Annotated in this window: 11 protein-coding genes; 7 read left to right on the forward strand and 4 right to left on the reverse strand. The window is 68.4% G+C overall.

Annotated elements, in window-relative coordinates:
- Window positions 1-12: 12 nt before the first annotated feature.
- From BLR75_RS23150 to BLR75_RS23170, 5 genes are all read left to right on the forward strand, one after another.
- The gene (locus tag BLR75_RS23150) at window positions 13-642 is read left to right on the forward strand and encodes a nuclear transport factor 2 family protein (RefSeq protein WP_084314084.1); all 630 of its coding nucleotides are present in this window, start codon (window positions 13-15) and stop codon (window positions 640-642) included.
- Window positions 643-651: 9 nt separating this feature from the next.
- Window positions 652-1,737, forward strand: a complete 1,086-nt coding sequence (locus BLR75_RS23155; protein WP_084314085.1) for an alkene reductase — start codon at window positions 652-654, stop codon at window positions 1,735-1,737.
- Window positions 1,734-3,593: a long-chain-acyl-CoA synthetase gene (locus BLR75_RS23160; RefSeq protein ID WP_084314086.1), complete on the forward strand. Its 1,860-nt coding sequence runs from the start codon at window positions 1,734-1,736 to the stop codon at window positions 3,591-3,593. The genes BLR75_RS23155 and BLR75_RS23160 overlap by 4 nt, the downstream gene beginning before the upstream one ends.
- Window positions 3,590-4,672 (forward strand): MBL fold metallo-hydrolase, encoded by a 1,083-nt coding sequence (locus BLR75_RS23165; RefSeq protein WP_084314087.1) that lies wholly within the window; start codon window positions 3,590-3,592, stop codon window positions 4,670-4,672. Before BLR75_RS23160 ends, BLR75_RS23165 begins: the two co-directional genes overlap by 4 nt.
- Before the next feature lie 79 nt (window positions 4,673-4,751).
- Complete coding sequence (locus BLR75_RS23170; protein ID WP_084314088.1) at window positions 4,752-6,410, forward strand: DUF1302 domain-containing protein; 1,659 nt, start codon at window positions 4,752-4,754, stop codon at window positions 6,408-6,410.
- Between the two features lie 461 nt (window positions 6,411-6,871).
- Here the strand turns inward: BLR75_RS23170 and BLR75_RS26890 are convergent, their stop codons facing one another.
- Together BLR75_RS26890 and BLR75_RS26895 are read right to left on the reverse strand one after the other, a co-directional pair.
- Window positions 6,872-8,107, reverse strand: a complete 1,236-nt coding sequence (locus BLR75_RS26890) for an acyl-CoA dehydrogenase family protein (protein ID WP_084314089.1) — start codon at window positions 8,105-8,107, stop codon at window positions 6,872-6,874.
- A gap of 13 nt (window positions 8,108-8,120) precedes the next feature.
- Complete coding sequence (locus BLR75_RS26895; protein WP_084314090.1) at window positions 8,121-9,224, reverse strand: acyl-CoA dehydrogenase family protein; 1,104 nt, start codon at window positions 9,222-9,224, stop codon at window positions 8,121-8,123.
- Between the two features lie 246 nt (window positions 9,225-9,470).
- Between BLR75_RS26895 and BLR75_RS23185 the strand changes: the two genes are divergently transcribed.
- The gene (locus tag BLR75_RS23185; RefSeq protein WP_084314091.1) at window positions 9,471-10,682 is read left to right on the forward strand and encodes a thiolase family protein; all 1,212 of its coding nucleotides are present in this window, start codon (window positions 9,471-9,473) and stop codon (window positions 10,680-10,682) included.
- 2 nt (window positions 10,683-10,684) lie between these two features.
- Window positions 10,685-11,626 carry a bifunctional OB-fold nucleic acid binding domain-containing protein/MaoC family dehydratase gene (locus tag BLR75_RS23190; RefSeq protein WP_084314092.1) on the forward strand — a complete coding sequence of 314 codons (942 nt, stop codon included), beginning with the start codon at window positions 10,685-10,687 and terminating at the stop codon, window positions 11,624-11,626.
- A 481-nt stretch (window positions 11,627-12,107) separates the two neighbouring features.
- Here BLR75_RS23190 and BLR75_RS23195 read toward each other — a convergent pair whose 3' ends face one another.
- Window positions 12,108-13,703 carry a GMC family oxidoreductase gene (locus BLR75_RS23195; RefSeq protein WP_084314093.1) on the reverse strand — a complete coding sequence of 532 codons (1,596 nt, stop codon included), beginning with the start codon at window positions 13,701-13,703 and terminating at the stop codon, window positions 12,108-12,110.
- A 16-nt stretch (window positions 13,704-13,719) separates the two neighbouring features.
- Window positions 13,720-15,684 carry an alkyl/aryl-sulfatase gene (locus BLR75_RS23200; RefSeq protein ID WP_169720281.1) on the reverse strand — a complete coding sequence of 655 codons (1,965 nt, stop codon included), beginning with the start codon at window positions 15,682-15,684 and terminating at the stop codon, window positions 13,720-13,722.
- Window positions 15,685-15,817: the final 133 nt, after the last annotated feature.

The raw sequence follows: 15,817 nt of genomic DNA on the forward strand, positions 1-15,817 counted from the left end.
GAAGGTGAAACCATGGACATGAACCAACTGCACGCGCGCCTGGACCGCCTCGAATCCATCGAGGCGATCCGCCAGCTCGCCGGCAAGTACTCGCTGTCGCTGGACATGCGCGACCTGGACGCCCACGTCAACCTGTTCGCCCCGGACATCCGCGTCGGCCGCGAGAAGGTCGGCCGCGCGCACCTGAAGGCATGGGTCGACGACACCCTGCGCCATCAGTTCACCGGCACCTCGCACCACCTCGGCCAGCACGTCATCGAGTTCGTCGACGCGGACCACGCCATCGGCGTCGTCTACTCGAAGAACGAGCATGAGACCGGCGCCGAGTGGGTGATCATGCAGATGCTCTACTGGGACGACTACGAGCGCATCGACGGCCAGTGGTACTTCCGCCGCCGCCTGCCCTGCTACTGGTACGCCACCGACCTGAACAAGCCGCCGATCGGCGACATGAAGATGCGCTGGCCGGGCCGCGAGCCGTACCACGGCACCTTCCACGACCTGTTCCCGTCCTGGAAGGAATTCTGGAACAACGAACCCGATGGCGAGGAGCTGCCGCAGGTCGCCGAACCCGCGCCGCTCGAAGCCTTCCTGCGCCGCATGCGCCGGGACACCAGGCCACCGAAGATTCGCGTGCGCTGAGGAGACACCATGAGCAGTCTTTTCGAACGCGGCCGCTTCGGCGGGCTCGCGCTGGCCAACCGCGTCGTCATGGCGCCGATGACCCGCAGTCGCGCTGGCGTGGATGGCATGCCGACGCCGGTGATGATCGACTACTACGCCCAGCGCGCCGGCGCCGGGCTGATCGTCGCCGAGGGCACCTCGCCCTCGGCCGACGGCCTCGGCTACTGCCGCACGCCGGCGATCCATAGCGACGCGCAGATCGCCGCCTGGAGGCAGGTCACCGATGCGGTGCACGCCCGTGGCGGGCAGATCGTCCTGCAAATGATGCACTGCGGGCGCGTCGCCTCCCGTCACAACAAGCCCGCCGGTGCCCGCACCCTGGCGCCGTCGGCGGTCCGCGCCAATACCCAGCTGTTCACCGATGTGGTGGGCATGGCCGATACCGAGCAGCCCGAAGCGATGACCCTGGCGGAAATCGCCGGGGTGATCGACGACTACCGGCAGGCCGCGCTGAACGCCCGCGCGGCCGGCTTCGACGGCGTCGAGCTGCACGGCACCAGCGGCTACCTGCCCATGCAGTTCATGTCGGAGAACGCCAACCAGCGTACCGACGCCTACGGCGGATCGCTGGAGAACCGCGTGCGCTTCCCGCTGGACGTGCTGGCGGCGATGTCCGCGGCGATCGGCGCCGAGCGCGTCGCCCTGCGCCTGTGCCCGGGCAATACCTACAACGACATCGTCGACAGCGACCCTGCCGCCACCCTTGAAGCGCTGCTCAAGGGCATCGACGGGTTGGGCCTGGCCTACCTGCACATCATGCGTTCGCCGGTGCCGGGCCTCGATGCCTTCGCCGTCGCCCGCGAGGGCTTCCGTGGCGCGCTGATCGTCAACGACGGCCTGGAGCCGGATTCGGCCGCCGCCATGCTCGCCTCCGGCGCCGCCGACGCGGTGTCCTTCGCCCGCCACTACATCGCCAACCCCGACCTGGTCGAGCGCATCCGCCACGGCCATCCGCTCGCCGGCTTCGACCGCAGGAGCCTCTATTCGCCGGGTGCGGAGGGCTACAGCGACTACCCGGAATTCAACCCGCGCCTCATCGAGGAGGAAGCATGAGCGATCTCGGCGTCGTGCAACGACAAGAACTACAGCCTGCGCCGGTTGTGCCCCGTGAACAGACCCAGCGCCTGCTCGACCTGCGTTCGCAGGCGGCGAGCCTGATCAGGCCGGCCGACGGATACACCCTGGGCGACCGTATCGAGGAACAGGCCGACCGCCATGCCGGGCGCGCCTTCCTCGTCTATCGCGGCCGCAGCTTCAGCTATCGCGAGATGGACCAGCGCGCCAACCAGTACGCCCACGCCTTCGCCGCCCGCGGCCTGAAGGCCGGCGACGTGTGCGCCATGGCCATGGAGAACCGCCCGGACTTCTTCTTCTGCTGGTTCGGCCTGGCCAAGCTCGGCGTGGTCACCGCCTTCATCAACTACCACGTCACCGGCAGGGCGCTGCTGCATGCGCTGGAAAGCACCGGCGCCAAGGCCGTGGTGGTCGGCGAGGAATGCCTGCAGCCGTTCGCCGACAGCCCGGAAACCCGCGGCCATCAGCTCTGGCTGGTGCGCGACGAGGAAAAGCCGGCGAGCGCGGAGCTGCTCGCCCTGGCCGACGCCGGTTTCGCCGAACAGGTGGCCGCCGCGCCGATCAACCGTCCGCCGCGTGAACTGCGCGCCGGGGTGAAGGCCGAGGACGGCATGCTGCTGATCTTCACCTCCGGCACCACCGGCCTGCCCAAGGCCGCGCGCTACAGCCACATGCGCTGGATGACTTCCGGCGACGTCATGCAGGTCACCCTCGAAGCGACCCCGGACGACGTCTTCTACTGCTGCCTGCCGCTCTACCACGGCGCGGCGGCGACCTCGGTGACCTCCACCGCCCTGAAAGCCGGCGCCTCCATCGTGGTGCGCCGCAAGTTCAGCAGCAGCGAGTTCTGGCGCGACGTGCGCGAGAACGGGGTGACCGTGTTCCAGTACATCGGCGAGATCTGCCGCTACCTGCTGAACATGCCGGCGCAGGCCAATGACCGCGACCACAGCCTGCGCTGCATGCTCGGCGCCGGCCTCAGCCCGGACATCTGGCAGCGCTGGGTGGAGCGCTTCGGCGACCTGCAGATATTCGAGGGCTGGGGCTCCACCGAGGCGAATACCGCGACGCTCAACGTCGACAACCGCGTCGGCTCCTGCGGGCGCATCCCGGACTGGGCGCGCACCAACCTGCGCCTGCTGAAGTACGACGTCGACAGCCAGTGCCACGTGCGCAACGCCGACGGCTACTTCGTCCATTGCCAGCCGGGCGAGGTCGGCGAGGCGGTGGGGATGATCATCGACCATCCGGAAATCGGCGCCGGTCGCTTCGAGGGCTACACCTCCGCGGAGGCCACCGAGAAGAAGATCCTGCGCAACGTGTTCCAGACGGGCGATGCCTGGTGGAGCTCGGGCGACCTGCTGCGCTACGACGAGGATGGCTACTGCTTCTTCGTCGACCGCCTGGGCGACACCTTCCGCTGGAAGAGCGAGAACGTCTCCACCCAGGAAGTGGCGGCGGCGCTCGGCGACTTCCCCGGCATGGAGCTGATCAACATCTACGGCGTGCGCGTGCCCGGCCACGAAGGCCGCGCCGGCATGGCGGCGATCCTCATGCAGGCGGGGCAGGCGTTCGATCCGCAGGCGTTCTTCAGCTTCACCCAGGCGCGCCTGCCGCGCTACGCGGCGCCGGTGTTCGTCCGCGTGCAGGCGGCCGCCGACATGACCACCACCTTCAAGCTGCGCAAGGTCGACCTGCAGCGCGACGGCTACGATCCGCGGCGCATCGCCGAGCCGCTGTTCGTGCGCGACGAGACCAGCGCCAGCTACGTGCCGCTGGACGACGAGGCTCTGGAACGCAACGGCCTGCCGTCGTTCGCCGGAGAGCCGGCATGAGCGCCCTCGACAGCCAGGCCCAGGCCGAGCTGCGCTTCCCCTGGGAAAGCGCGCCGGCCGCCGGCCAGGTGCGCGAGGTGGCCGACGGCGTGCTGTGGCTGCGCATGCCGCTGCCGTTCGGCCTCGACCACATCAACCTGTACCTGCTGCGCCACGAGCACGGCTGGGTGGTGGTCGATACCGGCCTCGCTACCGACGCCTCGCGGGACGTGTGGGAGCGGGTATTCGTCGAAGTGCTGGAGGGCCGGCCGATCCTCGCGCTGGTCGCCACCCACTTCCACTACGACCACACCGGCCTGCTCGGCTGGCTGGCCGACCGTTTCCACTGCCCGGTGTACATGACCCAGGGCGAGTTCCAGTCGATGTTCGTCACCCCGCCGCAGGGCGACGATCCGGGCTGGGAGTTCCGCCAGTTCTACCAGCGCGCCGGGCTCGATGCCGCACAGATCGAGAGCCTGCTGCCGGTGGTGCGCGCCTCGCACTACCGGATCCAGCAACCGCACAGCTACCGCCGCCTGCGCGAGGGCAGCGTGCTGACCATCGGCGAACGCCGCTGGCGCGTGGTGATCGGCTCCGGCCATTCGCCCGAGCACGCCTGCCTCTACAGCGAGGACGACCGCCTGCTGATTTCCGGCGACCAGGTGCTGCCGCGGATCACCTCGAGCGTGTGCGTCGGCGTCACCGAACCCGACGCCAACCCGCTGGGCGAATGGCTCGAATCGCTGCGCCGCCTGCGCGTGCTGCCGGCCGACGTGCTGGTGCTGCCGGCCCATGAGCGTCCGTTCGTGGGCCTGCACGAACGCCTGCTGCAACTGCTGAAACACCACGAGCGGCACCTGGAGAACCTCGTCGGCAACCTGCGTGGCGCCATGACCGCCGCAGAGCTGCGCCCGCTGCTGTTCCCGAGGATCAAGGGGCCGTTCGACCTGCTGATGTCGCTGGGCGAGACCCTGGCGCACATCAACTTCCTGGTGGAGGAGGGTTCGCTGGTGCGCGAACCGGACGGCGACGCCTGCAGGTACCGCCTGCGGGACGCGGAAGTGCCTTCGCAAGGGGAACCGGAGGCGATTCACGTCTAGCCGGACCGATGTCCGGCCGAGCCGCTGTTTCTTTCGAAAAGAGAAAGGTCTGTCGACCTGAATTGTGAGGAGAGTGAGGATGAACAATAACAACAACACCTTGCCGCGAGTTTCCCGGGGGCGCCTGGGGGCGCTGACCGGCCTTGCTGCTGCAGTGACACTGGCCATCCACGCGCCCGGCGCGCTGGCGGGGGATACCGTCTATTTCGACAATGGCGCCACGCTGGACTGGAACCTCACCACCAGCTACGGCATTGGCATGCGCGTGGACAAGCCGTCCAGGGAGCTGACCGCCGACCGCAACGCCGACGACGGCAACCGCAACTTCGACCAGCACAGCCTGACCACCAACCAGGTCAGCGCCCTGGCCGAGATGATCGTGCGCAAGGACAACTACGGTGCGGTGCTGCGCGCCAGTACCTTCTACGACGACGTCTACCACAAGAAGAACGACAACGATTCGCCGGCCACGGTGAACAAGAGCGGCGACAACGACGAATTCACCAGTGATACCAAGTACTACAGCGGCGGCCGCAGCCGTTTCCTCGACGCCTACGTGTTCGGCGGCTGGAACTTCGGCGAGGCGCAGCGCCTGGACCTGAACGCGGGCCGCCACGTGGTGTCCTGGGGCGAGAGCCTGTTCTACCCCGGCGTGTCGGGCGCGCAGTCGCCTTCCGATGCGGTGAAGGCGGCGCTGCCGGGCGTCGAGGTCAAGGAAATCTTCCTGCCGGTCGGCCAGGTTTCCGGCCTGTGGACCATCAACGACCAGTTCAGCCTGGGCGGCTACTACCAGTACGAATGGCTGAAGACCGAGCTGCCGCCGGTGGGCAGCTACCTGTCCACCTCCGACGTGGTCGGCCCGGGCCGCGAGTTCATCGGTTTCAACCTGCTCGGCCAGCCGCGGCAGATCCGCTACGCCGGCACCGACGAGCCGCGCGACGAAGGCCAGTGGGGCGTGCAGGCGCGCTTCCGTCCCAACTACGACTGGGAATTCTCGGTCTTCCACCTCAACTATCACGACAAGAACCCGGCGGGCGTCACCCAGCAGATCGGCCAGGAGGATATCGGCGGATTGCTCGGCCTGCCGCCGGGACTGGTCTTCGCCAACGTGCCGCAGACCTATCGCGTGAAGTACTTCGAGGACATCAAGGCGACCGGCGCCAGCGTGTCCACCCGTATCGGCGACGTCCAGCTCAGCGGCGAGTGGAGCTACCGCGACGGCGCGCCAATCAACGTGCTGTCCGCCGCCGGAACCCCCGTCGCCGTACGCGGCAAGGGCCAGCAGGCGCAGGTGTCGTTCATCTACCTCCTCGGCAACATGCCCTGGGCGAGCCAGACCACCTTCAGTGGCGAGATCGTCAACGTCCGCGCCGACAGCGCCGACCGCGACGCCAGCGGCTCGGACGACTTCACCTACCACACCGCCACGGCGCGCCAGACCAAGTCCGCCAGCGCCTACACCATGACCGTCGCCCTGAGCTATCCGGGCGTGTTCTCCGGCTGGGACCTGACGGTGCCGGTGAACTTCTCCCACGTGTTCGACGGCTACACCCCGATGATCGGCGCCATCGCCGGCGGCGAGGGCGACCGTCGCCTGTCGGTCGGCACCACCTTCAAGCGCCTGGGCAACCTGGAACTGGCGGCGAAGTACAACGCCTTCCTCGGCGACCCGGACCCGATCGCGCACAAGCTGGCGGACCGGGATTACATGACGCTGTCGGCCAAGTACTCGTTCTGAGTCAGGCCCTGCCACCCTCTCCTCCGGGAGGGGGTGGTTCCACGCTCCCGTGTGGGAATGCATCCATGGACGCTCCTGCGTCCCGCCGTACATCTCCCGCCTCCAAAGCGCCGCCGCATCCGTAGGGTGAATGACGCGCCAGCGTCATCCACCGCAATGACGGTGCCCACCCATTGGCGGATGAAGCCTTAGGCTTCATGCGCCCTACATCTTCCGCCTTCGAAGCACTGTCGCATCCCGTAGGGTGAATGACGCACCAGCGTCATCCACCGCAGCCGTGCCATCCGTCTCCCCGGCGGATGAAGCCTTAGGCTTCATGCGCCCTACATCTCCCGCCTCCAAAGCACCGTCGCATCCCGTAGGGTGAATGACGCGCCAGCGTCATCCACCTCGGCAGCGCCGCCCTGCGTCTTCGCCATGAAAAAGGGACGCCGAAGCGTCCCTGGAGCGATCAGCGCCGATCAGCGCGCCAACTGGTTGAACGGCACGCCCTTGTCCGTCCGCGGCTCCGGCGGCAGGCCCAATACCCGCTCGCCGACGTTGTTGCGCACGATCTCGTCGGTACCACCGGCAATCCGCATGCCCGCCGCGCCGAACCACAGGCGCTGGACGAACTTCATGCGCTCGCCCGGCTGCTCCGCCGCCAGCACGCCGCGAGTACCCTGGAGGTCCATGGCGAGGTAGGCGAAGTCCTGCAGCGTACGCGCGGCGACGATCTTCGCCACCGACAGCTCCGGCCCCGGCTCGCGGCCCTTGCCCAGGGCGGTCAGGCCCTTGCACTGCAGCAGCCAGAGGCCCTGGGCGTTGAGATAGAGATCTGCCAGCTGCTGGCGCATGCGCCCTTCAGCCAAGGCGCTGGAACCATTGAAGCGGCCTTCGTCGATCAGCTCGGCGGCGGTGCGCCACAGCTCGGCCGGCATCACCCCGCCGATGGACAGGCGCTCGTTCATCAGGCCGGTGAGGGTCACCTTCCAGCCCTTGTTCACCTCGCCGACGCGCTGGCTGTCCGGCACGAACACGTCGTTGAAGAACACCTCGTTGAACTCCGACTCGCCGCCGGCCTGGCGGATCGGGCGGATCTCGATGCCGGGCGTCTTCATGTCCAGGTAGAAGGTGGTCAGGCCGTCGAACTTCGGCACCGTGGGATCGGTGCGGGTCAGCACCAGGCCGTAGTCGGCGAACTGCGCCAGGCTGGTCCAGACCTTCTGGCCGTTGATGATCCAGCCCTCGCGGCCATCGCTGCAGCGTTCCGCGCGGGTGCGCACCATGCCCAGGTCGGAGCCGGCGCCCGGTTCGGAAAGCAGCTGGCACCACAGTTCGTCGCCGAGCAGCGCGGCGCCGACGTGGCGGGCGGTCACCTCGGGGCTGGCGTGGACGAACACCGAGGGAATGACCATGCCCAGGCTGACGTTGAAGGCGCCGGTGGGCACGCGGAACTGGCCTTCCTCCTGGCGGTAGATGACTTCCTGCATCGGCGAGGCGCCGCGGCCGCCCAGCGCCTTCGGCCAGGTGATGGCGCCGTAGCCGGCCTCGGCCTTGCGCCGTTGCCAGGCGCGGGAGGCCTGGATGAAGTCGGCCGGGCTGAGGTCCTGGCCGAACACTTCGTCCGGGCGGCTCTTGCGTTCGGCGTTCTGTTCCAGCCAGGCGCGGCACTCGGCGCGGAAGGCTGCTTCCTCTTGGGAATCCTTGAAATCCATGGTCGGTCTCCGGTCAGGCGGTGGCGCGCAGGCGCTGTTCGAGCAGGCTGGCGATCTGTTCGTTCCACAGGTCCTCGCCGCCGAGCATCACCGCCTGCTGGCGGGCGCGGCGGTAGAAGAGGTGGCAGTCGAGTTCCCAGGTGTAGCCCATGCCGCCGTGTACCTGGATGCTCTCCTGGGCGGCGTAGTCGAGGGCGCGGGTGGCGCTGACGCGGGCTGCCGCGGCGGCGATGGACAGCTCCGGAGCGTCGCTGGACAACGCCCAGGCGCCGTAATAGCAGTGCGCGCGGGCCAGCTGGTTGAGGGTGTAGATGTCCGCCAGCTTGTGCTTGATGCCCTGGTAGGAGCCGATCGCGCGGCCGAAGGCGTGGCGTTCGCGGGCGTAGGCGGCGGAGATTTCCAGTACCGCATCGCTGGCGCCGAGCTGCTCGAAGGCCAGCAGGATGGCCGCGCGGTCGCGCACACGGGCGAGCAGGGCGAGGGCGTCGTCCACCGCGTTCAGCGGTTCGGCTTGCTGCTGCTCGAAGCTCAGGCGGCTCCACGGGCGGGTCATGTCGATGCAGGACAGCGCTTCCCGCCGGGTGGCCGCGTCGGGACGGCAGACCACCCAGCGCGGCTGGCCGTCGTCGTCCTCGGCGAGCACCACCAGGATCGCCGCCTGCTGGCCATCGGGCACCAGTTCGGCGCAGCCGTTCAGGCGCCCGGCCGAATAGCGCGGCAGGGTGGCGGGATTGCCGTCCAGCGGCGCGGCCAGCGAGGCGATGTCGCCGCCGGCGATGGCCGCCAGCCAGTCGCCCTGTTGCGCGGCGTCGCTGCCCAGCAGCAGTGCCTGGGCGGCCAGGTAAAGAGTGGAGGAGAGTGGCACCGGGCTCAGCTGGCGGCCGATCTCCTCGGCCACCACGCACAGTTCCAGGGCGCCGAGGCCGATGCCGCCGGCGTGCTCCGGCAGCATCAGGGTGGCGATGCCCATGTCCACCAGCCCCTGCCAGACCGGGCTGCTGTGGCTGTCTCGCTGTTCCAGGACCCGGCGGGCTTCGCCGAGCGGTGACTCCTTGCTCAGGTACTTGCGCACATTGTCGCGCAGCATGGCCTGATCGTCGGTAAAGTCGAAGTTCATCTGCTGGTCTCACGCGGGTTGCAGTGATGCGCCGCGAGGCGGCGCGCTTTGTCGAGGATGCCCAGTGGCTGGCACGTTTGTCCTAGTTGATTCGGACTACGGGGCCGGGGACGCCGGAAAAAGATTCGATCTAGGCCTTATGGACGATGAGGCTTCGATTGCGGGCTCCTGAAAATGACCTGAGCTGAACGACCGGACAGACACCGCCGCACAGCGGCGGCCCGAATACCGCATGAGGTAGCACTGATGGGACTAAGAGGACACGCGGCGATCGTCGGCGCCGCTCAATACAAGCCCGAGAAGTACTCCACGGCGCCGAGGATGTTCCACCTGGAGCAGGTCGCCGACCTGGCGGCCCGCGCGCTGGCCGATGCCGGCCTCAAGGCCAGCGACCTGGACGGCCTGGTGATCAACGGCCCGCTGTTCCATGAAGCCTCGACCTTCGTGCCGGCGATGGCCGCCGAATACCTCGGCATCGCGGTGAATTTCGCCGAGGTGGTCGACCTGGGCGGCACCACGGCGGTCGGCATGATCTGGCGCGCCGCCGCGGCCATCGAACTGGGCCTGTGCCAGGCGGTGCTCTGCGTGCTGCCGCAGCGCATGGCGCCGCTCGGCCCCGACGAAGACCCGTCCGCCATGGCCCGCGCCATGCGCTTCGGCGGCCACAGCACCGCCTACGGCGCGCCGGAGGCGGAGTTCGACCTGCCCTACGGCCACATGGGCCAGAACACCGGCTACGCGATGATCGCCCAGCGCTACGCCGCGCAGTACGGCTACGACCCGCGCGCCCTGGCGAAGATCGCCGTGGACCAGCGCTTCAACGCCCACGCCCACCCGGACGCGATCTTCCGCGGCCAGCCGCTGTCGATCGACGACGTGCTGAACAGCCGCATGGTCGCCGACCCGCTGCACGTGCTGGAGATCGTCATGCCGGTGGCCGGCGGGGCCGCCGTCATCGTCGCCTCGAAGGAGCTGGCCGCGCGCTGCCGCAACCGTCCGGCGCACATCACCGGTTTCGGCGAACGCCTGGGCTACAAGTCGCCCAGCTACTCGCCGGACATGACCGAGACCCCGGTCGGCCCGGCCGCCCGCCGCGCCTTCGGGATGGCCGGCCTGAAGCCCGCCGACATGCATCTGGCGCAGATCTACGACTGCTACACCATCACCGTGCTGCTGACCCTGGAAGACGCCGGCTTCTGCGCGAAGGGCGAGGGCATGCGCTTCATCCTCGAAAACGACCTGACCTGGCGCGGCAACTTCCCGATGAACAGCCACGGCGGCCAGCTCAGCTTCGGCCAGGCCGGCTCGGCGGGCGGCTTCTCGCAGGTGGTCGAGGCGTTCGAGCAGATCGCCGGACGCACCGGCGACCGCCAGCTCAAGGTTTGCGACAGCGTGTTCGTCTCCGGCACCGGCGGTGTCATGAGCGAGCAGGGCGCACTGATTCTCCAGGGAGCATGAGCATGTCCAGCAATAAACCCATGCCACGGGCGACCGACCTCTCGGCGCCGTTCTGGGACGGCCTCAAGGCCGGCAAGATTCTTCTCCAGCAGTGCGGCGACTGCCGGCAGTGGACCTTCTATCCGCGCCGTCACTGCATGCACTGCCTGTCCCACGAGCTGGCCTGGCACGAGGTGTCCGGCCTCGGCACGCTCTACACCTTCACCGTCGCACGCATCCCCACGCTGCCCGAGTTCGCCGGCGCCGAGCCGCAGATTCTCGCGGTGGTGGAGCTGGAGCAGGGCGTGCGGGTCAACACCACCCTGGTCGGCCTCGACCCGGAGCGGATCGAGATCGGCATGCCGGTCAAGCCGGTGCGCGCGCGGGTCAGGGAAGACGGCACGGTGCTGCTGCGCTACACCGGCGTGAACGTCGATCTGGTCGAGCGCGACGAAGTGCCCAAGGCGCCGCCTGCACCCGCCGCCGACAGCGGCCCGGCCAAGGTGAAGATCGACGTGAAGGACGAGGCCGCGCTGAAGGCGCTGGTCAGCGAGGAGTTCAGCGGCTGGAGCAACCAGGTGCTGGTCGACCAGGCGCTGATAAACGCCTTCGCCGAGCTGTCCGGCGACGACTACTGGATTCATACCGACCCGGAACGCGCCCGCCGCGAAGGCCCGTTCGGCGGCACCATCGCCCATGGCGCGCTGGTCCAGGTGCTGGTGTCGCGCATGACCGTGCCGCTGGCGTTCGAAGTCACCGGTTTCACCAACATGGTCAACTACGGCTCCGACCGCCTGCGCTTCCCGTCGCCGGTCCCGGCCGGCTCGCTGATCCACGCCCGCACCCGGGTCAAGTCGGTGGAGTTCGGCAAGCGTGGCACCCAGATGACCCTGGAGATCAATGTCCACGTGGTCGGCCAGGAGCGGCCGTCGGTGATCAACGATCTGGTGATTCTCTACATGTAAATGAGTGAGGTGAGGCCCCTTCGGGGGTTGCCTGGCCGTCCCTGCGCGAGTGGGGACGGCTTTTTTCTTTGGCTTTTCGGGCTCTGCGTTTTCGAAGTGCCTGGACGGGTGGGGTTGGCAGTACTGTAGGAGCGGGCCATGCCCGCGACAAGAATGGCACCGCAGGTTGTCGCGGGCATGGCCCGCTCCTACAAGGGAATGCTCGAAGCCGCGTCCAGGAAATCGTGTCACTTCTGGCGGATCGGGAACGTAGGGTGGATCAGCTCCACCGATCCACCATGGCCACGCATGTGGCCCCGCAATGGTGGATGAAAAAAGCCTCATCCACCCTACGTTCTGCGCGAGTGGGGGCGGTTTTTTCTGGCTTTTCGTAGGAGCGAGCTTGCTCGCGAACATGCCCCGCAGCGGTGGTTGGTTCGCGAGCAAGCTCGCTCCTACAGGTGACTCCCGACTCTGGAGCGTAGGGCGGGTGAAACCCGCCCTACGCCTGCCGGATCAGATCCGCCGCCCGCTCGCCGATCATGATCGCCGTGGCGTTGGTGTTCCCCGAGATCAGTAGCGGCATCACCGACGCATCGGCCACGCGCAACCCGTCGATGCCATGCACGCGCAACTGCATGTCCACCACCGCGTTCTCGTCGCTGCCCATCCGGCAGGTTCCCACCGGATGGTGTCCGGTGGTGCCGGCGCGGCGCGCGTAATCGAGCAGGGCATCCGGCGTGCTCGCCGCCGGGCCGGGATAGATCTCGCCTTCGGTGATCGCCGCCAGCGCGGGCGATGCGGCGATGCGGCGGGCCCAGAGCATGCCGGCGCAGGTGGTTTCGATGTCGTAGTCGGTGGACAGGTAGTTCATGGCGATGCGCGGACTGGCCAGCGGGTCGGCCGAACTGAGGCTGATGCTCCCGCGTGAGGTCGGTCGGCAGACGTTGGGCGCCAGGGTGTAGCCGGGGAAGCGGTGCAGCTTCTTGGCGTCGGAATCGAAGTCGCCGGACAGCGGCAGCATGTGGTACTGCAGGTCCGGCCGGTCCAGCTCGGGACGGCTCCTGATGAACGCCCCGGCCTCGGCGGCGGGCATGGTCATCACGCCGCGCTTGTGCAGCAGGTAGGTCATCACCGAAGGCAACAGCCCGAGGCCGCTGAGGTTGCGGTTCACCGACGGTTGGCCTGGCTTCAGCCGCCACATCATCGGCACTACGAGATGGTCCTGCAGATTGGCGCCGACCCCGGGAACATGCCGCCGCACGGCGATGCCATGACGTTGCAGCTCAGCCGCCGGACCGATGCCGGAGAGCATCAGCAGCTGCGGGGAAACCACCGCGCCGGCGCAGAGGATCACCTCGCGGCGCGCCTGGACGCTCACCCGCGAGCCGCCATCGAGATATTCGACGCCACTGGCGCGCTGTCCATCGAGCAGCACGCGGGTAACCCGCACCCCCGTTCGCAGCACGAGATTGCCGCGGCCAGCCGCCGGACGCAGGTAGGCATGAGCCGCCGAACAGCGGCGCACGCCGGTGCTGGTGGTCTGGTAGTAGCCGACGCCTTCCTGCCGGGCGCCGTTGAAGTCGTCGGTGCGCGGAATCCCGGCCTGCTCGGCGGCGGCGATGATCGCGGCGCTGAGCGGGGAGGGCGATACCAGGTTGGAGACCGCCAGCGGCCCGTCCTGGCCGTGCCCGGCACCCTGCAGGAACAGGTTGCCCTCGGAGCGGCGGAAGTACGGCTCGACATCCGCCCAGCCCCAGCCCGGCGCCGTCGCGGCCCAGTCGTCGTAATCCTCGCGCTGGCCGCGCACGTAGAGCAGGCCGTTGATCGCCGAGCTGCCGCCGAGCACCTTGCCGCGCGGCAGCGGGATTTTCCGGCCGCCGAGTTCGGGCTCGGCATCGGTTTCGTAGGACCAGTTGAAGCGGTGCCCGGCCCCGGTGGTCACGCCCCAGCCGGCGGGCATGTCGATCAGCAGGCTGCGGTCGCGTTCGCCGGCTTCCAGCAGCAGCACGCTGGCCGAGCTGTCCTCGGACAGGCGCGCCGCCAGCGCACAACCCGCGCTGCCGGCGCCGACGATGATGTAGTCATGGCTTTCCATGTCAGGTGCTCCGCGCTCAGGGTTCGATGATGTTGAATTCGAGTTGCGGGTTCTCGATCAGCCCGGCCAGCGTGGTCAGCGCGGCGAGGTCCTGGCCCTGCTCGATCAGGCCGTGGGCGACCGCCTGGTCCACCGGCATCCCGGCCAGCAGCACCGCCAGCAGGCCGTTGAGCTGCGCCCTGATGGTCGGCAGCTGCGCGTCGCTGGCGTCCTGGCGATGCACCAGCACGGAGTTGTGCACGGTCACCAGCACCTGGTCGCCGCGGTCGCTGACCTGCAGGTTGAAGCCGGTCTGCTTGCCGGCGGCCCTGGCCGGATCGAGGCGGGTGGCGAGCAGGTCGAGCAGGTCGCCGGTGCTGGCGGCGGCCACCAGTTCGTTGCGCTTGGCGCCGGCGAACTTGTGCACGCCGCCGTTGCGCAGTTCCATCGCGCCGGTCAGGTAGATGTTGCGCCATACCGCGCTCTGCGCCTGGTAGCCGAGCTGTTCGTAGGCATCGGCGAGCACTCCGCGTGCGGCTTTCGATTGCGGATCGGCGAACACCAGGTGGTTGCCCAGCTCGGCGGCCCAGCGGTAGTCGCCCTTGTCCATGGCGGCGCGAACCTGCTTCAGCGCGGCGTCGGCGCCACCCAGCGCGGCGACGTAGCGCTTCGCCCGTGCCACCGGCGGCTGGCGGTCGAGGTCGGCGGGGATGCCGTCGTACCAGCCCATGTACTTCTGGTAGACCGCCTTGGCGTTGTGCTTGAGCGTCCCGTAGAAGCCGCGGTTGTACCAGAGCCGCGACAGCTCGGCGGGCAGCGTCAGGTTCTCGGCGATCTCGTCCGGGGTCATGCCGAGGTTCATCATGCGCACGCTCTGGTCGTGCAGGAACTTGTAGGTGTCGCGCTGGTTGCCGAGGAAGTCGTGCACCTCGCCCTTGCCGAAGCGCGGCCAGTGGTGGGTCATGAACACCAGTTCGGCGTCGCCGAACTTGTCCTGCGCCTCGGTCAGGTAGTCGGCCCAGGCCTTGGCGTCGCGTACCTCGGCGCCGCGCAGGGTGAGCACGTTGTGCAGCGAGCTGGTGGCGGTCTCGGCGCTGCACAGCGCCTTGTAGCGCGGGATGTAGAAGTTGAACTCGGTGGGCGCCTCGGCCCCCGGGGTGAGCTGGAAGACGATCTCCAGCCCGTCCACGGTCAGCCGCTGCATCGGCTCGCTGATGGTCCTGGTCGGCGGAATCAGGCTGTACTGGCCGAAGGCGACGAACGGCCCCATGCCGAGGCCGACCTTGCCGCGCTCGCCCGGCGGCAGTTCCAGGCCGAACTGGTAGAAGCCGCGCCGGCCCATGGCGTTGCCGGCGAGTATCCATTCCTGCACCAGCTCCTTCATGAAGCCCACCGGGGCGATCACCGGGATTTCGCCGCTGGCGACCTTCTGCGCATCGACGATGCCGCCGACCCCGGCGAAGTGGTCGCTGTGCGGGTGGGTGTAGATCACCGCCGTCACCGGCTTGTCGCCGACGTGCTGGCGCAGCAGCTCCAGCGCGGCCCTGGAGGCGTCTCCCGAGGTCAGCGGGTCGACCACGATGTAGCCATTGTCGGACTGGATGAAGGTGATGTTCGACACATCGAAGCCGCGCACCTGGTAGATGCCGTCGGTGACCTTGAACAGCCCGTGCTTCGCCGCCAGCCGGCTGTGCTCCCACAGCGCCGGGTCGACGCTGGCCGGCGCCTTGCCCTCGATGAAGGCGTAGCTGTTCAGGTCGGCGCTCGGCTTGCCGTCGGCCTGCAGTATCTGCGGCTTCGCCCGGGTGGCGATGAAGCCGCGGCTGGCGAAGTCCTCTTCTTTCGCCAGGTCCTTCGGCAGGGCGGCGAGGGCGGCGGCGTGGCGCTGTTCGGTGAAGGAACTGGGCGCCTTGCCGGCTTCGTCGGCGGACGCGGGGATTGCCAGCCAGCCCAGGCTGGCGATGGCGGTGGCGAGCAGGAGTGCGGAAGAGCGGGGCTGCATCGGAGTGCCTCGGTGCTTGTTGTTGTTTTGTCGCAAGCATCCACGAAGCGGCGGCCGAAGCATGGTCCGTTGGGACTAGGCAGGCGAGGGCGGCGCCGCGAATTGCCCTGGACGGGGTAAGCCGTTTGGACGA

Source organism: Pseudomonas jinjuensis, assembly GCF_900103845.1.
Classification (GTDB): Bacteria; Pseudomonadota; Gammaproteobacteria; order Pseudomonadales; family Pseudomonadaceae; genus Pseudomonas; species Pseudomonas jinjuensis.